Below are 21828 nucleotides of genomic sequence, written 5' to 3'. Positions count from 1 at the left end.
CATCATCGGCCCTTCGAAGGTCGACATGCCGTAGAAGGCGACCGACACGACAAGCATGCGCAGCACGGGATCGGTGCGAAGCTTGTCCCAGGCACCCGACAGCGTCATCAGGCCGTTGATCATGCCGCCCCATGAGGGCATCCACAGCATGATCGAGAACGTCATGCCGAGTGTCTGCGCCCAGTCCGGCAGTGCCGTGTAATGCAGGNGGCCCAGATGTAGAGGAAGATCAGCGACCAGAAATGGATGATCGACAGGCGGTAGGAATAGATCGGCCGCTCGGCGCGCTTCGGAATGAAGTAATACATGATGGCGAGGAAGCCGGCGGTCAGGAAGAAGCCGACCGCGTTATGCCCGTACCACCACTGGAACATGGCGTCCTGGACACCGGCCCAGGCCACGTAGGACTTCGAGCCGAATATCGACACCGGCACGGCAGGATTGTTGCCGAGATGCAGTACGGCGATGGTGACGATGAAGGCGAGGNGAACCAGTTGGCGACGAAGATATGCGGTTCTTTTCGCTTGATGATGGTCCCTAGGAACACCAGCAGGTACACCACCCAGACGATCGTCAGCCAGAGATCCGCATACCATTCCGGCTCGGCATATTCCTTAGACTGGGTGACGCCGAGCAGATAGCCGGTGCCGGCAACGAGAATGAAATAGTTGTAGCCGATGACGACGAACCAGGGGGCGAGATCGCCCGCCAGGCGCACGCGGCAGGTCTTCTGCACGACATAGAGTGAGCTTGCGATCAGCACGTTGCCGCCGAAGGCGAAGATGACGGCCGACGTATGCAGCGGCCGCAAGCGGCCGAAGCTGGTCCACGGCAGATCGAAATTAAGGGAGGGCCAGGCGAGCTGGGACGCGATCAACAAGCCAACCGCAAATCCGGCGATGCCCCAGAACATCGCCATGAAGGAAGCAAACTTGATCGGACCGAGATTGTAGTTCGGCTTGCCGTTAATTTCCTGGGGCGGCAGCGAGACGGGACGATCGAGATACCGGTTCATGATCGTGAACGACGCAGCGCCGCTTGCCACTGCAGCGAGCGAAGCATGGAACGCGAACGGCGCGTCCAGCGCCATGGCTGCTGCGAACACGCAAACGAAAGCTGCCATCGAGAAGAATAGCATCAGCCCCGCTTCACCGTGAGTCATCCATGTCGCGGATTGAACTTGCTGCATGTGCAATTCTCTTTGCATGGGCGTCTGCCCCGTCAGCCCGGTTCGCTGTGTTGTCTTTGATTGGGATCAGCCCGATGAGCTACCCGCACGATCGGCGGGCGTGTTGCACCAGCTCCAGCGACTTCACTAGGAATCAGAATGGACGACGCTTGCGCTCTCCCGGTGCCGCCTGATGCGACCCCGGTGATTGGACACTGGCCCAAGCAAGAACAGCGGCGATAATCACAAAGACCGAGATGACAGCGGCGGAAACCAAGAGCGCAGCGGACATGACGAACTCCATTAAAGTCGATGCGAATATATCGCGGTTTCAAGGGATGCGTCTTTGACCTTGATCAAAAGAGGTAAAAGAACCCAACTCGACGCGCTTCAACTTACGCCCGCAGACAACGATTCGACGCGCGCGGCATCTAACAGGACGACGCCACCAGCAAAGATCTGGATCACACCACCACGTTCGAGCTTCGAGAAGGTACGGCTCACCGTCTCGATGGTGAGCCCCAGATGATCCGCGATGTCCAGCCGTTTCATCGGCAGCGTCAGAATTTCTCCATCACGTCCAATTCCATTCAGTCGGTCGCGCCAGCCGATCAGGAAGCTGGCTATCTTCTCTTCGGCGGATCGCCGTCCGAGCAAGACGATATGTTCCTGTGCCCGGGCCAGCTCGCGGCCCGCCAATTCCATCATACGGCACAGCAACCGCGGCCGGTTCTCGGAGAATGTCGCGAACGACTCTTTGGCGACCTGGCACAACGCGACGCGGCCGATCGCGTCAGCGGAGAACTCGTGCCGCGGCAAGGTGGAGAGCCCGAGGAAATCACCCGGCAATGCAAAACTGACAATCTGGCGCCGGCTGTCCGGCAGCAGCTTGTAGATACGCAGAATCCCCTTATGCACGCTGAAAAATGACGTGGCTATGTTTGCCTGTGCGAATACAGTGGCGCCGGATTCGAAACGAACATGCCGCGACAGCTGGGCCAATTCGCGCAATTCGGTGTTGTTGAGCGCTGCGCAGATGGCAAAGCCCCTCGCTGTGCAATCGTGACACGATTGCCAATGTGTTCCTTCCCTCGAACCCGAAATCTTCACACGTTCCTCCGATCGCAGCCCGCAGACGCCTCATGCGCGCGTTTTCCCGCGGCTGATGCAGTGTAGCGTCCGTAGGTATGAAGTGGTTGATGCAGATCATCGCCGGAGATGCCGTGGGCTATGCCGTTCGGCGGCCCCGCGGACGTCGTTGAGGAGGCGAGCCCGAGCTTTCAATGAGATCCAAGGCTTCTAGATCGCTCCAGATCGAGGCGCGCGCCCGGCTATCGCAGTCTCTGGCCTGCTGCACAACCTCGTGAACAGACGGTCACCCCGCTCCGGCCGCTCGTCAGCATAATTATCACGGGCCTGATAAAGCCCGCAGCAGCTCCCACCACCAATCAAGCTGGCTTTGAACAGAGCAGGATCGCCACGAACAACCTTTTTCTGAAGCCGATTCTGCCATCGCACTTTTCTCGTAAGAGCCGGGCTCTCCCCAAACGCGGCGCGGGTACCTGCCATATGATCGTTGCGCCCCTGGTTCAGGATCGACGCCGCGCTCGGCGGGCCCGCGGCGAAGCGCGTCGCATCGCAAAACTGCGGCCGGACGAGGAAAACTAAGGAGGTGGCTGGGTGTTACACTAATTCCTCACTCTGCCAGGATGCGATTTGATTTTATGTCTCGATGGGCGGGCTAATCGGTTCGCCGCCCTGCGCGTGGTCCGCGACGGAACAACGGAAGCGGAAGCGCGGTTCCACCTCACCAATCCGAACTCTGGAACATTGCGTTCGTTTGGACCTCGTCCAGATCAATCCAACTTCGACCATCATGTTGGAGAGACGATTGACGATTAGGCAACGACTGGAACGAATCGCGCCTACCACGCCACGGGATTATCGTTCGCATATCTATTGCTGAGATCGAAGATTGAAGGTGCATCAAGGCAGTCGCCTAGGAGATCGGGCGAGAAACAGCATCCGCCGTGGCGCAATCCTGCAGCGCTCGCATTACGTCCTTCCTCGAAATGATGCCGACAAGCCGCTGCTCGCTGTCGAGCACCGGCATGCTGCGAACGCGGTGGTTGATCATCAGCTCCAGCACGCGGGTCAACCTCGTTGACGGCGCGACATAAATAAATTCCGCCCTCATCAGATCGACGGTCGTCCGCTGCATCAGGTCGGGGTAGCGCGGGAGGATGCGCGCCGGGCTGAAAACGAAGCAGGACAGGTAGTCAAGCTTGGACATGATGCCGACCACATGCGATCCGTCCATGNACCGGATAGGCATTGAAATCTTCCTTCTCGAAAAGGTTGCCAAGTTCGCACANCCGTCATATCGCGCCAAACCGTCCGAGGCTCTCGCGTCATGTAATGGGCAACCGTCTGTTCGAGAAAATTGTACAAGGCGAGCCCTCGCTGTCGATTAGGCTATTCAAGCACGCGAGGTTAGCTGGTCACATTGAGCGAGCTCAAGTCGAACGAATTCAGGTTGGCCGATGTGAATAAGCAGGCGCTCCGACCCCGACGCATTCCGGCAAGTTGACGAAGATCAATCAATGTCAGTCGGGAAACTAAACCTGGCGGTTCATTCTGGACGGGTAAAGCAAGATCATATGTATGTCGCGCATTATCGCTCGATTTTATAAGAATGTCCTCGGCGAGAACGGCCAAGTAGTGTGACATCTGTGAGGGCATAGTGGACTTGGATGTCTTAGACAATGCGCAGGCTATAGATCTCGCCAAACGAAAGTTTTTGCGAGATGCACGGCGTTCGCGATTACACGTTGCATGCCAACCGACTCGAGATAGCGCCTGCCGACTTTATCGTAAACTGGAGNTACGAGGTATGCCGCAAGCTTGGTCGAGTGCGTGATTCTCGCGCTGTCGGGTNGTTGGCCACTCCGGTAGCATAGTGCAGCAAGTTCTGTTCGCAGACCAATATCGTGTCGGAGAAGCGAAAGGCGCTCTGACGCCCTCGCTAATAAGCCTTCGTATGGGCCGGGATGAATCTGCCCAAGTCTCTATGATCAATCGATCACGACCTTTTCGGCTCGACCACGTCCCGTCCTGTGGTCTACAGCGGTTTCATAGCTGACGCGGTCGCCTTGCTTGAGCGTTACACCGGGCGATAAGCTGCTCACGTGGAAGAAGAGGTCTTCACCACCGCTGTCAGGCCCTATAAAGCCGTAACCCTTATCCTCCTTAAACAGCCTCACCTTGCCTTTGGGCATGTTCTTCTCTCCGAATCACTTCAATCAAATCGCGTATCAGATCATTTAAACTCGACGCACCTGCTCGCCTCAAGTGATTTGTGATTTCCGGAACTGTGATTAGCGTTAGTGCGCTAGCGCCGCGCCTTCCGTCTGGAAATCAGGCGAACAGGATAGAAGGCGCAGAACGAACAACGGCCTGGTGCTGTTCACGCCTTCAGAAGGCAGGAAGAGCTTTGGAAGCGCATCACGACAAGGACGCTCCGCTACGGAGCAATATTTTTGCCTACTTTGCGATTAGCAATAGACTCTGGTTCATCGGGTTTGCGACCTTACGCCAAAGTTTTCTCCGATGCCGTTTTCGCCCTGGCTGTCGGATTTGCTCTGTTGGGTGGGGGATAGCGACGGAGGTGGCGTGGAGCGCCGTGGGTAGCAGCAGTGCAGCCAGTAATCTCTCGCGACGCCTTCGACAATGGCACCTACTGATGAGCCCAGCGATCTTCCAGCGCGAAAAGGTCGCCTTGTCTCAGGCGAACGAAGACGATTGGTTCGCCCGCGAGACGAGGAAGCGAAAGCGCCCTCCGGCCTGACCTCACATGACCGGGCAAGACGATACGAATGGTCCGGATCCGCGTCGACCATTCGCAAATCGTCCGACGCTTCGCCGTTCCGGTTCCCAAAGTCGGCAAACACTCAACTCAATAACTCAACCCTCCAGCAGTACCGAGATGGATCGAGAGCATTTCGTTCCCCTCGATCGTTTGAGCCTTGCTTCCGACCAACTTCAGGATCGTTTTCTCGCCACCACGCTACATCGCTCCCACCAGCGATAAATCACGCAACAGGGCTCCTCCTTTCCAAAGCGGGAGGCATTTGATTTAGAAAACGCATCGGCGCCCCCTGTGAAAAAAGACGTCGGAGATCGGCAACTGGGATCAGGACGCCGCCCGCAATTCACGGGCAGCCGCGACCATATTGGTTAGCGCGGGACGCACCTCCTCCCATCGGCGCGTTTTCAAGCCGCAATCGGGATTGATCCAGAGCTGCGCATCGGAAAGCCGCTGCCGCGCCAGCGCAATGAGATTTTTCATCTCGGCTGCATCCGGGACGCGCGGCGAATGGATGTCGTAAACGCCCGGTCCGATCTCGTTTGGATATTTGTAGCTCTTGAAGGCATCAAGCAGCTGCATTTTTGACCGTGACGTCTCGATCGAGATGACATCGGCATCCATTGCCGCGATCGCATCGATGATGTCGTTGAACTCTGAATAACACATATGGGTGTGGATCTGGGTCTCGTCGGCCACCCCAGCCGAGCAGATGCGGAAGCTGTCTACTGCCCAGCCGAGGTAGGTCTTCCATTGTGACTTGCGCAGCGGCAATCCTTCTCGGAGCGCAGCCTCGTCAATCTGGATCATCATCGCGCCGGACCTCTCCAGATCGATCACCTCGTCACGTATCGCGAGCGCGATCTGATGGCATGCTTCGCTCCGTGGAATATCATCACGGACGAATGACCAGTTCAGGATCGTCACCGGCCCAGTCAGCATCGCCTTCAGTGGCTTCTTGGTCAGCGATTGCGCGAAGCGCCACCACTCCATCGCCATCGGCGTCGGCCGGGAGACGTCGCCAAACAGGATGGGCGGCCGGACATATCGCGAGCCGTAGGACTGAACCCAACCATGCTTGGTGAATGCGAAGCCGGACAGCCGCTCACCGAAATACTGCACCATGTCATTGCGCTCGAACTCTCCATGCACGAGAACGTCGAGACCAATGTCTTCCTGCCAGCGCACCGCACGCGCCGTCTCCTCCTTGAGAAACTGCTCGTATTGTGCGTCGCTCATTGTTCCCCGGGAATGGGCTGCGCGGGCGTTGCGAACCTCCAGCGTCTGCGGGAACGATCCGATCGTCGTCGTTGGAAATGTCGGCAATCGGAACCGCGCGCGCTGAACCTCGGCGCGCCGGGCGAAAGGACTGTGACGACGCCGCATGCTGCCATCGATTGCAGCCATTCGCTTGGCGACGTTCGCATTGTGAACGTTGGGTGACGTTTCGCGCGCGACGGCCGCGGCCTCCGAAGCCTCAAGTACATCCGCCGCTTCCTCCCATCCTTTAGCCAGCACGCGGCCCAGCGTTGCGAGTTCTCCGATCTTCTGGACGGAGAAAGCAAGCCAGCTTTTCACATCGAGATCGAGATCGGTCTCTAGTTCGAGATCGATCGGGACATGAAGCAGCGAGCATGAGGGTGCAATCTGCACGCGGTCCTTGCCGAGCCTTGCGATGGCAGGTTCGAGCCGGTCGAGCACCGCTGGAAGGTTCGAACGCCAGACATTGCGGCCATCGACGACTCCGAGGGAAATGACAAGATCCCTTCGAGCGTCGGCGACAATCACGTCCAACTGCTCCGGGGCGCGGACCAGGTCGATGTGAAGGCCCGCAACCGGCAACGTCAAAGCGGCTTCCAGGTTATCGCCGATCGTTCCAAAATAGGTAGCGAGCATGATCTTCACGTCGGGAACCTTTTTCGCCAGATAGGTGTAGGTCCGGCGCAGCGCGTCGCGTGTGGCAGCATCGAGGTCCAGGACCAAACATGGCTCGTCCAGTTGCACCCACTCGGCGCCCCTTAAGGTGAGTTCGCGGAGAACGTCTACATAGACCGGCAGCAGCCTATCGAGAAGCAACAGCGTATCGAATGCAGGATCGGCGCTCTTGCCGAGCTTGAGAAAGGTGACCGGACCAACAAGCACCGGGCGCGTCTGATAACCCAGGTTTTTCGCTTCTTCGTACTCCTCGATCGGCTTGCGAGAGGAAAGCGTGAAGGTCTGATCCTTGTGATATTCCGGCACTATGTAGTGATAATTGGTGTCGAACCATTTGGTCATCTCCTGCGCTGCCGCGCTGTGCTCGGCGTGACCGCAATTCGCGTCATGGTCATCGCGCTGCACGCCCCGTGCCATCGCAAAGTAGGTTTTGAGCGAAACAGGGCCTGCACTCCAACCGTAAATTTCCGGAATGGCACCGACCATCACGCTGGTATCGAGCACATGGTCATAAAGCGAGAAGTCGTTTGAAGGAATAACGGTTACGCCGAGCGATTTCTGCCGCGCCCAGTTGGCGGCGCGAAGCGCAGCCGCGGCCTCAAGAAGCTGCGTTTCGTCAGATTTTCCGGCCCAATAGCTCTCGAGCGCGAGTTTGAGTTCGCGGCGCGGACCGATGCGCGGCGTACCGAGGGTAGCGACAGGAATCGAGAGAAGAGACATAGCTTCAACCCCATGTTGGGAGCAAAGGCCATGGCGGACGCGCGCAGAAAAGCCGCGGAAAGCGGCAACTGCTTGGCGCACCACCGGGACACCCCGCCCGTGGACGAATATATTGTCGGGCCAGGTCTCCTGGCTCGCGGGTCGTCGCCGCTATCCGACCTTCCCAAAGCCGCGTGGCTTCAGTGGCTTCTATTGGACAGCGGCTCGCCGCTTACAGTTGCGGGGCAGCGCCGGCATCGCACCGGCTTCCCTCTTAGCTCCGGATCCATCCGGAGAACCTCGACATCTCCGATTACCTGCAAGAGGACTGTTCCGTCAACCTCTCGATAATTCTTTGTGCGGTTCGGAGCGATTGTCTGGAGAACGGAGGCATCTAGCCTCGTCGTCGTGTGGCCCGATCGCGGCATAGAGTTGGGCGCACGTCTGGATTCGATCGACAATCATGTGGGTGCGGCGGTTGCGCGATCCCAGCTTACACATCTTCCTGCGCCTTATTCGCCACCCGCAGCGCCGACACGAGCCAGATCACCATTGATTAGTTATTTCGAATTCTGCCGCCGCAAGAAACGGCGTCTTGCCGAAGGCGGTCACGTTGGCGAGCAGCGGCACGCCCGGCATCCGCTCGGCAAAGGTCCGAACATTTCCGCGGTGGTGAGCGCCGCAGGAAAATCGGTAGGCGACCGCCTCCAACTCTGCACGCGCCTACATGCTATATCGCGAGGCACACCCATATCTTGCCGAAACTTACTGTCGCATCGCCGTACCCATGCGCTGACGTAGCCATTGACCGAAGGTTGCCCACCTCCGCGCATCTCTATCGCCTGCATCGGCTCAGCGACCACCTTGGCCAAAAAAAAGCGGCCCGTTCAGGCACGACTGCCGCATCACCTTCCTGGCCCGTGCTTGAAAGTTACGGGCACCCCCGATCTCGTGGCCTTCGAGCGGCATGTCATCCATTCTGTCGTCTGCGGACTCGAACCGTCCACCGTCGCACTCCGAAACGACCATTTTGGCCGCGCCATATCCGCGTGATGCTTCGCTTTTGCAGGCCATAGAGCAGACATCGGCAGCGCTTGCGGCTTGCCAGTCGGCTTCGGACCAGCTCGGTCCGGCGGACGCCGACGAGCCATCGATGCGCTACGTTGACATTCCCATAGGTCTGTAGCTTCTCACGATTCTGAACTCGCAGCGCACGTCACGTACAGGCTTGTAATAGATCACCGAAACCCGTGATGAGTGTCGCCGAAACGACATCCCGCCTGAACAAAGAAGGGAACGGTGACCTCCTTAGGTATCCGGGCTTATCGCGGTAGACCGACCGATACGTCGAGCTGAACGATGCGTCCAGCTGATCATCTTTGCACAAAAGATGCGAGACATGTACAAAAATTACCGCCAAACCGCGCAAGAACTCAAGTATTCGATCACTTCGCGCGACTAGAGACGAATAAAAAAGCATCTCGTAACACTGATGCTCTCACAGCTTGGAGTTCTCGGTGAGTGATCGATCTACTCATCTCGATGCTCCTTCAGCCGCCCCTTGGGGCGTTCCTCCCTGACTTGGCCGCGCGTAACATTCGCGCGGCCTTTTTTCTGCATCCGGCAAGAGATTGATTTGCAGGATCTCAATGGCTTTGACCGCAAAAACGCATGGTGCGAGCAGGTTCTCGCGCAGATACAGGTCATTAGCCTCGGCGAACAGTTGTTCGTAAATGCCGGCGTACGGTCACCCATCCTAATTTCGAGAAGAGGACGCCTCCGCAAGACGGGCGATTGACGTCCTCGTAATGTAATAAGCCGCCTCCGCGTCTTCAGGCGCGAGCGGCTCTGAAGAAAACGTGCGGTCGGGTCCCTTCAGGCGGACTCCAGAGCGTCGCTCATGGATGTCGACCACGAAATCGGCCACGTGCAATCAATGGTGAGTCGCCTGATCGGTCGGAACAGTTCCACGACCAACTAGTTTCGCCGCGCTTTGTCATCTGAGACCGTCGGTCTTATACGTCTATCATACCGTTCCGCTAGGTCCAGCAGCCTTTTTCTAGTGAAAGGGTCTGCCTTGTCCGCTAGATCGCGAATGATCTGGGCCCGGTCCTTTAAAAACTGCTCATCCACGAAAACACCTATTCAGTGCAAGTCTACGTATATCTTAGCACACTCCCGTTTGGTCGGCTTTCATTCCCAGCACCTCGGATCTACGCATGACATTAACACTCCGGGGGTGAGACCGAGATGGTCCTCCGGCGTTCCGCCAGAAGCAAAGCATGGGTTTGCCTGTCTGCGCAGCAGCCGCATCTAAGGGATAATTCCCTAGGCCATGCTGACAGACGCTGTCTTGCCGAATCCCAGGCCGACATTGCCAACACTATCTCCGACCAGGATACTTCGACGATGGATCGGCCATGCGTGCCGTATCATGTGTACGCGGCGGCCCAGGCGACACGACGTCCCTCCACCATTCACCGCTGCAGCATTGGAATCGCGACACGTTCAAGGAGGCTGCTCTTAACTTTGACTTATTATAGATCTCGATCGATCGCTTGCCTCGTATCCCTGCAGTCAGTGCTTCCTATGGAAGTCGAGAGAAAACTGTCAATGCTGGCAAGAACGATCTCGTCTCCAAAATTGGGAACCCACGCACAAACGTTAACAGTCGCGCATCCATCTCCGTCACTAGTTCCCCGCGCCGCGTCCGGGGACTGCTCACGAAGGCTCCTGTTCCGACACGGACGGATCCAGCAAACCAAACGGGATCCAGGCCAGAAACGGCCAGAAGAGATACAAGGATGCGACCGCTGGATATGGCGCAGTCAACCAAATTACGTCGCGCGACAGGTCAGCCGCGGCACGCTTGTTCATCCTGTAAGCTGTAAAGTCGATGATTGTTGCCGACGTCTCTGTCACTTGATACTTCCATGTTACTCTTTAATGCGTCACACCGAATTCTAATGACAAGTTTCTCAACTCCGCTAATGCGCTTCTGCCCCGACCCCGTCTCCCGCGGCGTCTCGGTGCCACCTATTAAGCCGCTCGCAACCAGCGAAGCCATTTGTGGTCGGCCTCCCGCCGCGCCTTGAGGCGGTCGACGCATTTCATGGAACAAAGGGCCGTTCGCCAGCAGTAGTGGCGGATCAGCCCGAACTTTCCGCCGCATATCGCACAGCACCTCACTGGACCGTGGTAGGGAATATGGGAGCTGTTGCGCATCTCGCCTCCTGTCGGAGTTAGGTGGATACCCCCTGCACTTTCTTCGCCTCAGCATCACGCCCGCACGTGAAATGCCGCGCCGGCGATGCCAAGTCTCCCCATTAGCGTACGGGCAATGCGCGCAAGAGTTTGACCCTGATGTGCGCCGCCTTGGTGAAAGCGACCGCTCAATCGAAGTGCTTCGCTGAGATTTCCAATTTGTAACGAATGTATTCATCTTGATTAATGCAATGAGCGGCGCGTCGGCGGTTAAATCCCGCGATCGCACGCCTTTCTTCGACCGATTTCAACTAGCTGGGCTGATGGGGTGCGTGTGACAGCACTCACCCGATCTCGTCGCTGGCTTTTGCGCTGTCAGAGGGCAGCATCCGGTTTTACCTCCAGCTGCTCGAAATGCATGTTCACTGTGGGCTGGGTAAGATGTAGATTTTGCGGCTGCCTTGGCGAAGCCGAGGTGTTCGCGTTCCTCATAAGAACGTGCGGAGACGTTTTTGACCGCGGACCATCAAAGAAGAACTTCTCAGCTGCGCTTTCCTCATGGGGAGCGTCTTTGGGTCGCGCTGCCGTAGCGCTATCAGCAATATTAGCGAATTCACGCCATCTACGGGCGCGTTTGGTATCTGGTGTATCAGCAACACTCTCTCAGATCGGTTCTAAAGTTTGCTGTAGATTGATATTCAGGTAGATAACTATNCGCCTAAGCGCCGAAAAGGTCAAATGCTCCTAATGCTACACGCACCAAGGCANCCCTCAAGCCATCGCATCAGCAGAATCCCTGATGGCGGCATAGATTTGGTCAAGATCTGTCGCCGTGACGCAATAAGGCGGCATCACATAGATCGTATTGCCGAGCGGGCGCAGCAACAGATTTCGGTCTTTAAAGAAGGCCTGAAGCTTCGGTCCGATGCTAGCGAGATAGCCGGCATCGCTCGTTTGCAGATCGAGTGCTGTGATGGTGCCCGCCCGACGGACGTTTGCAAAGCGCGGGTCGGTGCGGAATGGCTCAACGGCCTGCTCTTGCATGGTGGCAACCGACGCCACGCGCTGGCGGTATTCCTGACTTTGCCAGAGATCCAGGTTAGCCTTTGCGGCGGCGCAGGCCACTGGATTAGCGGTATATGAACTCGAATGAAAGAAGGTACGCGTACGGTCTTTCGAATAATGCGCTTGAAAAATATCCGCGCGGCAGAGTGTTACCGCGAGCGGAAGCGCTCCTCCCGTGAGGCCCTTCGAATAGCAGGCAATATCGGGCGTCACATTGGCCTGCTCGCAGGCGAATAAGGTTCCGGTACGGCCCCAGCCCGTCATGACCTCATCGGCTATGAACAGAACCTCGGATGCTTCGCAGATTCGCTTCATCTCTTTTAGCACCCACGCTGGGTACATCAGCATTCCGCCCGCACCCAATATCAGAGGCTCCACGATAAAGGCGGCCGGAATTTCGTTTCGACAAACGGACTCGAGCGCATCAAGCGTCACCTGCTCACGACCTGCCGCGGGGAACGGGATTGAGGTAACCTCGAATAGAAGGGGCCCGTACGCCGCGTTGAACACGCTTCTAGCACCTACCGACATCGCCCCAACCGTGTCGCCGTGATAGGAATGTTGCATCACGACAATGCGTATTCGCTGCTTGCCGATGTTATGCCAATAACCGAGTGCCATTTTTAAAGCTACTTCCACACTGGCTGAGCCACTGTCGGAAAAGAAGACATGGTCGAGGCCACGGGGCGCGAGTTTCAAAAGTAGCGCAGCAACCTCTTCAGCTGGATCATGGGTGTAGCCGGCGAAGATCATCTGGTTGAGCTTGCCTGCCTGCTTCTGAATCGCGCGCACGATATGTGGATGACAATGACCATGGGTCACGACCCACCAAGATGAGATTGCATCTATGATACGGCGACCGTCCGCGGTGTGGAGATAAGCGCCGTCACCACGCACGATCTTGATCATCTCATCCTGAAGCGCGTGTTGCGTGAACGGATGCCAGATCGGCGACTTCGTCTTGATCATGGTTTGAAGTCCCAAGGGAGAAACGAGTCTTTGAAGACCGCCTGCAGCGCGTTTGCCGTTAAAGGAGAAAGCCAAGGCAATCGCCCCAACCAACGCACGCGTCCGATTTCGCAAATTGCCCTCTCAGGCTCAAAATTGCGTTCGCCAATGAATGCAATTCCGAGAATGCGGATCTGGCGCTTTCGCAGAGCTTCTATCGACAGCAGCGCGTGATTGATGGTGCCAAGTCGCGTGCTTGCGCAAAGCACGACGGGAAGCCGCCAGCGTTCGAAGACGTCGACAAAAAGTGTGCCGCCACTCAGCGGGACCATTAGCCCGCCGGCGCCCTCGATCACGAGCGGACGATCCCCGCTGTCCGGCACATCGATCGCATCTGTGTCGATGCGAACTCCGTCGACTTCGGCTGAGTAATGGGGCGAAGCGGGCGTTCGAAGCCGGTAAAGCTCCGGCACGATGCGATCGGGTGAGAGACTGCCCAGCCGCGCCACGAGCTCGCTATCGGTCTCTCCTTCAAGGCCGGCCTGAATCGGTTTCCAATAGTTCGCGCCGAGGAGATTGGCGAGCCCTGCGGAAAAGACCGATTTCCCAATCCCGGTATCTGTGCCTGTCACCACGATCCGCTGAGTCATCGCGAATCGCCCCACGTCTCTTCGACCAACGCATCAAGCATGTCGGATACATCACCTTCCCTGACGTTAAGCGTGAGTGAAATTCGCAATCGTGCCGTTCCCGCCGGCACGGTTGGCGGCCGGATTCCGCGAACGTCGAAGCCGCGCTCCTGCAGTGCAGAGGCGAGCCGCATTGTATGGGCGTTGCCGCCAATGATGTGGGGCACGATCTGCGAGTCCGAAGGACTGCGCAGACCGCGCAAACTAATCTCCCGATGGGTGAAGGCGACCAGCTTGGCCAGACACTGCTGACGCTCAGGTTCCTCCTGCAAAATTGAGAGTGCCTCCCGCACGGCGACCGCCGTCAACGGTGGCGGTGCGGTGGCGAAGATAAACGGGCGACAACGATTGACCAAGAAGTCGCGCAGCACGCGTGTGCAAGTGACGAGCGCACCGACAGCGCCCAACGCTTTGCCGCAGGTATGAACGACCACGAGATTTTCGCTCCCCTCGTACGGCGCCGTGAGCCCCCGTCCCTGCCTGCCGTAAACGCCTGTGGCATGGGCCTCATCAACGATTAGGAATGCGTCGTGGCGGTCCGCGAGCGCGACCAGATCTTCAAGTGGTGCGAAATCGCCATCCATGCTGTAGAGACTTTCGGCCACGATCCAGACCCGGCCCGTTCCGCCCTTGACCCGCCAGTCACGAATTTTGTCTTCGACCGACTGGGCGTCGTTATGATCGCTTATCCGAAACTCCGCCCGGCCAGCGCGCGCGCCTTCATGAATACTCGCGTGCACAAGAGAAGCGAGAACGAGCAGATCGCCCCGCTGCGGCAGCGTTGTCAGGACGGCAAAATTTGCAAGGTAGCCGCCGCTAAAGAAAAGCGCGGTTTTCGCCCCAAAGAACTGAGCTGCTTCTGCTTCGAGACTTTCGTGTTCCTCGCAATTGCCGCGCAGGAGCCGCGAGCCGCCGGCTCCAACTGGTGTGCCGGCTTCGAGCGCGGCCACGACGGCCATCTTCATACGAGGCGCGCTCGCCAGCGCAAGATAATCGTTCGAAGAAAAGTCGACGCCAGCGCGCGGCTTGAGGCAGCGCAGCCGGTCGTCTTCTTTTAAGGCATGCAGGGCCGTGGCATAATTTCTCATTTTGGCCGCATGGGTCGAGCTCATCCTTCACTCCCAGGTCGCATTTACGCGCAGAATTCCATTGGCAGCCAAGAACAAGGCTTCATCCATCGGCCTTCATGTTTTCAACCCGGTAAGATGCGATTTTCTTGATCAACCAGCACAACGCGTGGTCTAAAGATTTTCGCTTCCGCCTCTTCGAAGGAGGCATATGCGACGATGATGATCTTCTCTCCGGGCATCGCGACTCGAGCGGCCGCACCGTTGAGGCTTATCGTGCTAGAGCCCTTGGGCGCCTCGATCACATAGGTAGCAAAGCGCGCTCCGGTTTCGATATTATAGATTTCAACACGCTCGTTTATCAAAAATCCCGCCGCATCCAGCAGCGTACGATCGATCGATATCGAGCCGTCATAGTGCAGATCGGCTTCGGTTACCGAGGCGCGATGGATTTTACCTTTCATCAAAGTAATCTGCATTGTTCACCTAGACTGAAAATTCCGTGGGAGGTGTTCGCCGCTGGTCTGCTTTACTCAGGCAAGCCCGGACGTGATACCGAGCCGGTTCAGCAAATCGGCATCCCGGTCGGATTTCGGGTTTTCGGTCGTCAACAGCACATCACCGATGAAGATTGAATTCGCGCCGGCCAAAAAACACAACGCCTGTAGTTCATCGGTTATGTATTGCCGTCCGGCGGACAACCGCACCACGCTCTTGGGCATCATGATCCGGGCCGTCGCCACCAGGCGCACCTGCGCGATCGGATCAGGGCGCTCGGCGGTGGCGTAGACCGGTACGCCCTTGACCTCGTTCCAGAGGTTGATCGGCACGCTTTCCGGATGCTTTCGGAGATTAGCGAGCAGCACGAGCATGCCGAGTCGGTCCTCGGCACGCTCGCCCATGCCGATAATGCCGCCGCTGCACACCTTGATGCCAGCCTCGCGCACGTGCGCAAGTGTATCGATGCGGTCTTGTAAGGTGCGAGTGGTGATGACTCTGCCGTAGAACTCCGGCGAGGTGTCGACATTGTGATTGTAGAAGTCGAGCCCGGCCTCAGCGAGCCGTGCGGCCTGCCCCAAGGTCAGCATGCCGAGAGTGACGCAGGTTTCCATGCCCAGAGCCTTGACCGCGCTGACCATCTCGCAGACCTGATCGAGATCGCGGTCCTTTGGATTGCGCCAGGCGGCGGCCATGCAAAAGCGGCTCGCGCCGGCGTCCTTGGCGCGCTGCGCGGTGGCGACCACATCAGTGCGAGCCATTAGGCGGCTGGCTTTCAGGCCGGTGTCGTAATACGCGCTCTGGGCGCAGTAGCCGCAGTCTTCGGGACAGCCGCCGGTCTTGATGCTGAGTAGACTTGCGGTTTCGATGTGATTTGGATCGAAGCTCTCGCGATGAACGCTCTGCGCCCTAAACATCAGGTCGGCAAAAGGCAGGCCATAAAGTGCTTCGGCCTCGGCGCGCTCCCAGTCACTGCGAACCGTCGCGCTGTTGCCGTTTTCGTTCCTTTGCACTCCCACGCCATGAACCATTTAGACTTGCTTTCCTATTAGCGCTTACCGTAGATAATTGAAGATATAATCTACAACATTTGCTCACGGCAACAGTACTTGAACATTGAGGAGATGATCTTCGGCGCAGCTTGCAGGCGTCCAGCTGAGCGCTCAAGGCAAAGATGTAAAGTGGTGTTGGCGCCTAAGGACCGCGAAATAAGCCTAGATTTGGAGAAATGCCGCAAAATCAGGGCACCTAATACGACTTTGACGCCTGGTCGTTGTGCATGGCCAGGCACTCGCCTGCTTCCCGAGTGCAAACGTTTATGATAGATAATCTATAATGACTGAGAATACGACGACCGCGGAGCGCATTGCAGAGGCAATCGGCGAGCGCATCATCAGCGGCGAGCTGCTGCCGGACGCCCCGCTCCGGCAGGACCACATCGCGCGAGAATTCAATTCCAGCCACGTCCCGGTGCGCGAGGCCTTTCGGCAACTTCAGGCCCGACATCTTGTCGTTGCCGTGCCCCGTCACGGTGTGCGAGTTGCCCCACTTAATATCAATTCCGTGAAGGAGATCGCCGAGATGCGCGCCGCGCTCGAAGTGGTCGCGTTGCGCAATGCGGCGCCAAAGCTCACCTCGAGCCATTTGGCACGGATCGAGCTCGCCCTGATTGAAGGTGACACCGCCCAGACCATTCAGGAGTTTGAAATGGCCAACCGCGCTTTCCACCACGCGCTGGTGGCGCCCTGCGCGATGCCGCGCCTGCTCGCGAGCCTTGACGGACTACAGCTTGCAAATTCACGACTCGTGTTCGCGATGGCGCGCAGTAGCGGCTGGCGACCGCGGTCCAATCAGGATCACCGCCTGATTTTGCAAGCCCTGCGGGCGCGCAACGTCGATCAAGCCTGCAGTCTGCTCGCGCGCCACATTCAAACCATTGAGCGCCTTGCCCTTCCCTCGTCATGACCGCGAACGAGATCTGGCGAGGTCCGTTGCAAACCCCGGGCAAAGCGCAAGCGCGCCAAACCTCCGACCTTTTTGCCGCACGACGCGGCTTGCGGGTGCGCCCCCGTTGCAGCGGGCTCGATCCCAAGATAGTAAAGCGACCTCCTTGCGACATCACTCCTTAAGGCCACCCATGATTCGTCACATCGTCTTGTTCAGCGCCAAGGATCAGGCCCATATCGAGCAAATCATCGAAGGCTTATCGGTTCTCACCACAATCCCGCATGCACGTCGGCTCGAGATTGCGCGCAATTGCAAGACCGACCAGCTTGGTAACGAGATCGACGTGGTGGTGTATGGTGAGTTCGACAACGAGACGGAGCTGGCAGCGTACAAAGCGCATGATCTGTATCAGGAATCGATCAGGCGGGTACGACCCCTTAGGGAGCTACGGTTCGCGGCCGACTATAATGTATCAGCCGATGCGCGGTTCACTCGACGGTAGCGATAAGCGAAGTTAATGAGCGCTTCGGGTCAACTGGCGGGGGTTAATCTGGCAATCGGTCTCAAAAGCTTGTGGGTGCCAGACGACGGTGGGATTCGCAATCGGAGCGCGTCCCACCAGCCGCCCGTTGTCGGTGACTGACAAGGCGATGCACGTCCGTGAACTGCGGTGGATTGAGCCTGTCACCGCGATGCGCTGTCTCGCGCATCGACCGCACCTGACGTTTCTCGACAGCGCGGCAACGCATGAACTGCTTGGGCGCTATTCCTATCTGAGCTGCGAGCCGTTCAGCACCTATACGGTCACGGACGGACAGGCGAGTTACAACACAGAGGCTCTCGCGGGCGAACCGTGGCGAGCGCTTCGCAGCCTGCTCGCGAGGTGCCCAGAAGAGCATCGTCCCGATCTGCCGCCATTCCAGGGCGGTGCGGCCGGCTTCTTTGCTTATGATCTGAACAGGACACTGGAGCGACTGCCCGCGCCGGCAATCTCCGGTCAGAGGTTGCCGCAATCCATCCTGCATTTCTATGACGTGGTCATCAGCTTCGACCACCGTGACAACAGATGCTGGATCGTCTCGACCGGCTGGCCGGAGCAGGATCCCGCACGACGGCGCGAGCGTGCGCGTCGTCGGACCGATGAGTTTGCAGCGCTGCTCGACCGCCCAAGGACGCCGCGGAATGACTTCCCCGCCACAGCGGGCGCATGGCATTCTAACTTCAGCCGTGAGGGCTATATGGCGGCGGTGCAGTGCGTCATCGACTTGATTCTGGCTGGCGACGTCTTCCAAGCGAACATTGCGCAGCGCTTCAGCGCTCGCTTATCGAGCTCATTTGATCCGCTGGCCTTCTATTGTCGGCTACGGTCATTGAACCCGGCTCCCTTTGCAGCCCTCCTGCGGTACGGCAAGCTGACCATTGCCTCGAGCTCGCCGGAACGATTCCTCAAGCTTGATGGACGGCAGGTCGAAACGCGCCCCATCAAGGGCACGACCGCGCGCTCCGCTGATTCCAAAGACGACCGGCGCCGCGCTGAACTCCTCCTCGCGTCCGAAAAGGACCGTGCCGAGAACACGATGATCGTCGACCTCCTGCGCAACGATCTGTCACGCGTTTGTACGCCGCAGTCGGTCGAGGTTCCAGCGCTGTGTGCCCTGGAATCCTATGCCTCAGTGCATCACCTCGTGTCGACCGTGACGGGTGAACTTGCCGTAGATGAAGACGCCGTCACCTTATTGCGAGCTTGCTTTCCCGGCGGCTCCATCACCGGGGCGCCCAAGGTGCGATCGATGGAGATCATTGCAGAGATCGAGCGGGTGGCGCGAGAGGTCTATTGCGGGGCGATCGGCTTTATCGGCTTCAACGGGCACATGGATACAAATATCGCGATCCGCACGGTCACGATCGACGATGACTTGGCTCTATTTCATGCAGGAGGCGGGATCACGGCCATGTCGGATCCAGAGGCCGAATACGAGGAGACGCTCGCCAAGGCGCAGCGAATATTTGACGCGTTTCGTGCTGACACACCTGGTGCATCTTGATTGTCATCATCGACAACTACGACTCCTTTGTCTTCAACATTGCCCGCTATTTTCGCCAGCTGGGAGCCGCAACGGCAGTGATCCGGAATGACGTCGTCAGCGTCAGCGATCTTGCCTGCCTCAAGCCGCACGCGCTGGTCCTCTCCCCCGGTCCCTGCACCCCAATGGAGGCCGGACTGTCGACAACCGTAATCCGCGAGCTGTCAGGTCATCTCCCAATTCTCGGCATCTGCCTCGGACACCAGTGTATTGGGAGCGTGTTCGGCGGACGCGTCGCGCGTGCCCGTCGTCCGATGCACGGCCGGTCCTCATACGTCACCCATGACGGCCGCGGACTGTTCAAGAACCTCCCGTCCCCACTTTGCGTTGGCCGCTACCATTCTCTTGTTGTTGAGCTCGATGAGTCATGCGCAATGCAACTAACGGTGACAGCGCGTTCGGATGAAGGCGAGATCATGGCCCTCGCACATCGCTCTCATCCGACCTATGGCGTACAGTTCCACCCGGAATCGATACTTACCCAACAAGGGCAGGTGCTACTGATGAACTTCTTGCGACTCGCAGAGACTTGCCAATCGTGAGGATATCGGAGAGCGTGTCGCACACTTGCCAGCTCAACGCACGGAAGCGAATCGTCACCTTCTACGAGACTGATAGATACTACGCAGATCGCTTAGGGCAGGGAATGGCAGCAAGTTAAATCAACGTGAAATCGGCGCCGCGATCACCCGACGAAGCTTTGGCGGGCACTAAGCAGCGGTTCCGCCTTGAGCCAAATGCGCCCTTGCGCGGGTGTTACGGACGTTGGTGCCCAGTGGCCCGCGGCCCGGCGTCGGGTCGCGCAACCCCGCCACGTCGCAGGGCGACGGACGATAAGATGTTAATCATAGTCTTGGTCTCCGACTGTTAACGTCGCAGCGAAAAGTGCGTGTGCCGTTCTAAGCCCCCCAGCAAACGGCCTAGCCTACCCCCGAGCTCGCGGCCTCTCTTCATAGCGGCGTGGAAGTCGTCGGTTTGGCGCCAGGTCCGCTCGCCGCGACCGCAAGGGCCGACGGTCTGAGACCATTCGAACCAAGCAGATTGAAATGGCAGAAAGATGCAGCTTGCCAACGTACCGCTGTTTTGAGGACGTGGCTACATCCTTCTGTATTATGAAGTGCCAAGATCTGCGACGGGACCGCTCGTTCCGAAAAATGAGCTAAACCTACCTACGTGTGCGACACCACCATCTTTCATCAGGGCACGCGCCAAGGGTGTTATCGCGCCTCATTGCTATGAACACTACGGACCAATGCGGATCGAGCAAGAGACAGTTCGGGCCCTTCGAAATCAGGCAACCTAGTCGTTGGTCCGGACGCTGGCGGAACACGCGGTCCGTTTGGTCGTGCAGTCCGGTCTAACTCGCTAAAGTAGATGAGGCCGGTGGAGGCGATATACAGGCCATTGCAGCCCATGAACGACTCGGAATTCGGTGACCGAGTAACGTGTGGATTGTGCCGCGACCAGCATAAGCTCCACGAGCCCATTCATGCAGTCGGCGACCAGAATGCGGCCATCAGCGCAATTCAACCCGTTCGGCCAACCTCAATTCGATGGTCAAGGACCAGAAGCCATCGGGTGCAATCCTGAAGATGCGGCTGAAGGGAATATTGACCAGATAAAGATTTCCAGACGCATCGAACGACGGCCCCTCGATGAAGCAGTCAGCCGGGGCTTGCCTACGCGGTTTGCGTCCGTCCAATCGGAGCGGACTCCGGGCCGGCGAAATTTGGCGTGCACGGCCGAAAAGACGCGCATTTGGATGAGCTGCGGCAGTCCCTCAAGGTACATCATGGCGCTTCTTTCAGGCCGCGCTTTGGGTGCCCCTGATATTTGTAGGCGAACTGCTTGGGCATTGGCCCTTTATTACGGTCCTTGCGTCCGGTCTGCTCCCATGCATGCGCCAGGATGCCAACCGCGCGTGACAAGCAGAAGATGCCGCGGGCTAGGGGTGGAGCAAAGCCCAGCTCCGCGTAGATGACTGCAGTGGCTCCATCGACGTTCATCGGGATGAGCTTGCCTTTGCGCTCGCGCATGACGCGCTCGATCGCGCGCGCAGCGCTGGCGTAGCGACCGCTGACGGCAGCATCACTGACCGCAGCATCGACTAGTGCGAGCAGCGGGTCAGCGCGCGGGTCGACGGGATGAAACCGGTGACCGAAGCCGGGCAGATATTTGCTGCGCGTGGCGGTGAAATGATCGATTGCCTCAGCGGCAGCCTCATCCATATTCTTGGTCTCGCTGCGTCGTAGGACCTCGTCGTAGAGCTCGATCGCCTGCTCCCCCGCTCCGCCATGCAGGTCGCCGAGCGTGTTGATCGCGGAAGCCATCGCGCCATTGAGCGGAAGCCCACAACTGACAGCCATCTGCGCGATGGCGATAGAAGGTGCATGCGGGCCATGATCCACTGATGCGACCAGTGCAGCCTGCAACAGCCGCTCCTGCGCCGGTGTGGGTAGCTCGCCGCGCAGCATCAACCAGATCATTGCCGGGAAGGAAATATGATCAATCAATTCCTCGATGGTGTATCCGCGGTAGGCGATCCGCCCGGGCGCAATGTCGCATATGGAGGTCCGCCACCAATGGGCGGCCTGCTCTCGCAGCTGCGCTTCGCTCATTCTGTTCTCCGATCTCGTCAGCCTATGTCCGGCCGAAGCTT

The 21828-nt window shown here is 58.2% G+C and carries 16 protein-coding genes, 4 pseudogenes and 1 riboswitch; of the genes and pseudogenes, 4 read left to right on the top strand and 16 right to left on the bottom strand.

Features of this window, described 5'->3' with window-relative positions:
- The 14 genes and pseudogenes from CQ14_RS45615 to bioB all read right to left on the bottom strand — a co-directional run.
- Positions 1 to 208: pseudogene (locus tag CQ14_RS45615) on the bottom strand (cbb3-type cytochrome c oxidase subunit I); the annotation flags it as partial.
- Between the two features lies 1 nt (position 209).
- Positions 210 to 486, bottom strand: a pseudogene (locus CQ14_RS45610) (cbb3-type cytochrome c oxidase subunit I); the annotation flags it as partial.
- A 1-nt stretch (position 487) separates the two neighbouring features.
- A pseudogene (locus tag CQ14_RS48055) lies at positions 488 to 865 on the bottom strand (cbb3-type cytochrome c oxidase subunit I); the annotation flags it as partial.
- A 693-nt stretch (positions 866 to 1558) separates the two neighbouring features.
- On the bottom strand, positions 1559 to 2278 hold the full coding sequence (locus tag CQ14_RS02840; protein ID WP_057856406.1) for a helix-turn-helix domain-containing protein: 720 nt from the start codon (positions 2276 to 2278) through the stop codon (positions 1559 to 1561).
- Between the two features lie 889 nt (positions 2279 to 3167).
- Positions 3168 to 3365 (bottom strand): CBS domain-containing protein, encoded by a 198-nt coding sequence (locus CQ14_RS45600; RefSeq protein ID WP_245320165.1) that lies wholly within the window; start codon positions 3363 to 3365, stop codon positions 3168 to 3170.
- A gap of 178 nt (positions 3366 to 3543) precedes the next feature.
- Positions 3544 to 3619: pseudogene (locus CQ14_RS48050) on the bottom strand (CBS domain-containing protein); the annotation flags it as partial.
- A 623-nt stretch (positions 3620 to 4242) separates the two neighbouring features.
- Positions 4243 to 4446, bottom strand: coding sequence for a cold-shock protein (locus CQ14_RS02830; protein WP_057856405.1), 204 nt, complete (start codon positions 4444 to 4446; stop codon positions 4243 to 4245).
- 914 nt (positions 4447 to 5360) lie between these two features.
- Positions 5361 to 7688 (bottom strand): 5-methyltetrahydropteroyltriglutamate--homocysteine S-methyltransferase, encoded by a 2328-nt coding sequence (gene metE / locus CQ14_RS02825; protein ID WP_057856404.1) that lies wholly within the window; start codon positions 7686 to 7688, stop codon positions 5361 to 5363.
- 102 nt (positions 7689 to 7790) lie between these two features.
- Positions 7791 to 7985, bottom strand: a riboswitch (cobalamin riboswitch).
- A 228-nt stretch (positions 7986 to 8213) separates the two neighbouring features.
- Positions 8214 to 8378 (bottom strand): hypothetical protein, encoded by a 165-nt coding sequence (locus tag CQ14_RS43190; RefSeq protein ID WP_156434634.1) that lies wholly within the window; start codon positions 8376 to 8378, stop codon positions 8214 to 8216.
- A 3264-nt stretch (positions 8379 to 11642) separates the two neighbouring features.
- Positions 11643 to 12905, bottom strand: a complete 1263-nt coding sequence (locus tag CQ14_RS02820; RefSeq protein WP_057856403.1) for an adenosylmethionine--8-amino-7-oxononanoate transaminase — start codon at positions 12903 to 12905, stop codon at positions 11643 to 11645.
- The gene (gene bioD / locus CQ14_RS02815) at positions 12902 to 13534 is read right to left on the bottom strand and encodes a dethiobiotin synthase (protein WP_057856402.1); all 633 of its coding nucleotides are present in this window, start codon (positions 13532 to 13534) and stop codon (positions 12902 to 12904) included. The genes CQ14_RS02820 and bioD overlap by 4 nt, the downstream gene beginning before the upstream one ends.
- The gene (locus CQ14_RS02810) at positions 13531 to 14685 is read right to left on the bottom strand and encodes an 8-amino-7-oxononanoate synthase (RefSeq protein WP_057856401.1); all 1155 of its coding nucleotides are present in this window, start codon (positions 14683 to 14685) and stop codon (positions 13531 to 13533) included. Before CQ14_RS02810 ends, bioD begins: the two co-directional genes overlap by 4 nt.
- 80 nt (positions 14686 to 14765) lie before the next feature.
- Positions 14766 to 15119, bottom strand: coding sequence for an aspartate 1-decarboxylase (panD, locus tag CQ14_RS02805; protein ID WP_057856400.1), 354 nt, complete (start codon positions 15117 to 15119; stop codon positions 14766 to 14768).
- A 54-nt stretch (positions 15120 to 15173) separates the two neighbouring features.
- Positions 15174 to 16169 carry a biotin synthase BioB gene (gene bioB, locus CQ14_RS02800; protein ID WP_057856399.1) on the bottom strand — a complete coding sequence of 332 codons (996 nt, stop codon included), beginning with the start codon at positions 16167 to 16169 and terminating at the stop codon, positions 15174 to 15176.
- 304 nt (positions 16170 to 16473) lie between these two features.
- Between bioB and CQ14_RS02795 the strand changes: the two genes are divergently transcribed.
- From CQ14_RS02795 to CQ14_RS02780, 4 genes are all read left to right on the top strand, one after another.
- Positions 16474 to 17103: a GntR family transcriptional regulator gene (locus CQ14_RS02795; protein ID WP_057856398.1), complete on the top strand. Its 630-nt coding sequence runs from the start codon at positions 16474 to 16476 to the stop codon at positions 17101 to 17103.
- A 172-nt stretch (positions 17104 to 17275) separates the two neighbouring features.
- Complete coding sequence (locus CQ14_RS02790; protein ID WP_057856397.1) at positions 17276 to 17587, top strand: Dabb family protein; 312 nt, start codon at positions 17276 to 17278, stop codon at positions 17585 to 17587.
- 148 nt (positions 17588 to 17735) lie between these two features.
- Entirely contained in the window at positions 17736 to 19130 is a 1395-nt protein-coding gene (gene pabB / locus CQ14_RS02785) for an aminodeoxychorismate synthase component I (protein ID WP_057856433.1), read from the top strand.
- Entirely contained in the window at positions 19127 to 19711 is a 585-nt protein-coding gene (locus tag CQ14_RS02780; RefSeq protein WP_057856396.1) for an anthranilate synthase component II, read from the top strand. Before pabB ends, CQ14_RS02780 begins: the two co-directional genes overlap by 4 nt.
- Before the next feature lie 974 nt (positions 19712 to 20685).
- On the opposite strand, the gene CQ14_RS02775 is transcribed toward CQ14_RS02780, so the two are convergent.
- Both CQ14_RS02775 and CQ14_RS02770 read right to left on the bottom strand, forming a co-directional pair.
- Positions 20686 to 20871, bottom strand: a complete 186-nt coding sequence (locus CQ14_RS02775) for a hypothetical protein (RefSeq protein ID WP_057856395.1) — start codon at positions 20869 to 20871, stop codon at positions 20686 to 20688.
- Positions 20872 to 20959: 88 nt separating this feature from the next.
- Positions 20960 to 21787 (bottom strand): citryl-CoA lyase, encoded by an 828-nt coding sequence (locus tag CQ14_RS02770; RefSeq protein WP_057856394.1) that lies wholly within the window; start codon positions 21785 to 21787, stop codon positions 20960 to 20962.
- Positions 21788 to 21828 lie beyond the last annotated feature (41 nt).

Origin of the sequence: Bradyrhizobium lablabi, from assembly GCF_001440475.1 — a bacterium.
In the GTDB taxonomy this organism is placed as follows: domain Bacteria; phylum Pseudomonadota; class Alphaproteobacteria; order Rhizobiales; family Xanthobacteraceae; genus Bradyrhizobium; species Bradyrhizobium lablabi.
Note: the sequence above shows the minus strand (reverse complement) of the source record. Positions and strands in the feature narration are given on the sequence as shown.

Coding starts and splice junctions, on each gene's coding strand:
- CQ14_RS45600 (WP_245320165.1), bottom strand. CDS start 3,365: ATGAGGGCGGAATTTATTTATGTCGCGCCGTCAACGAGGTTGACCCGC.
- CQ14_RS02830 (WP_057856405.1), bottom strand. CDS start 4,446: ATGCCCAAAGGCAAGGTGAGGCTGTTTAAGGAGGATAAGGGTTACGGC.
- metE (WP_057856404.1), bottom strand. CDS start 7,688: ATGTCTCTTCTCTCGATTCCTGTCGCTACCCTCGGTACGCCGCGCATC.
- CQ14_RS02820 (WP_057856403.1), bottom strand. CDS start 12,905: ATGATCAAGACGAAGTCGCCGATCTGGCATCCGTTCACGCAACACGCG.
- bioD (WP_057856402.1), bottom strand. CDS start 13,534: ATGACTCAGCGGATCGTGGTGACAGGCACAGATACCGGGATTGGGAAA.
- CQ14_RS02810 (WP_057856401.1), bottom strand. CDS start 14,685: ATGAGCTCGACCCATGCGGCCAAAATGAGAAATTATGCCACGGCCCTG.
- panD (WP_057856400.1), bottom strand. CDS start 15,119: ATGCAGATTACTTTGATGAAAGGTAAAATCCATCGCGCCTCGGTAACC.
- bioB (WP_057856399.1), bottom strand. CDS start 16,169: ATGGTTCATGGCGTGGGAGTGCAAAGGAACGAAAACGGCAACAGCGCG.
- CQ14_RS02795 (WP_057856398.1), top strand. CDS start 16,474: ATGACTGAGAATACGACGACCGCGGAGCGCATTGCAGAGGCAATCGGC.
- CQ14_RS02790 (WP_057856397.1), top strand. CDS start 17,276: ATGATTCGTCACATCGTCTTGTTCAGCGCCAAGGATCAGGCCCATATC.
- pabB (WP_057856433.1), top strand. CDS start 17,736: ATGCACGTCCGTGAACTGCGGTGGATTGAGCCTGTCACCGCGATGCGC.
- CQ14_RS02770 (WP_057856394.1), bottom strand. CDS start 21,787: ATGAGCGAAGCGCAGCTGCGAGAGCAGGCCGCCCATTGGTGGCGGACC.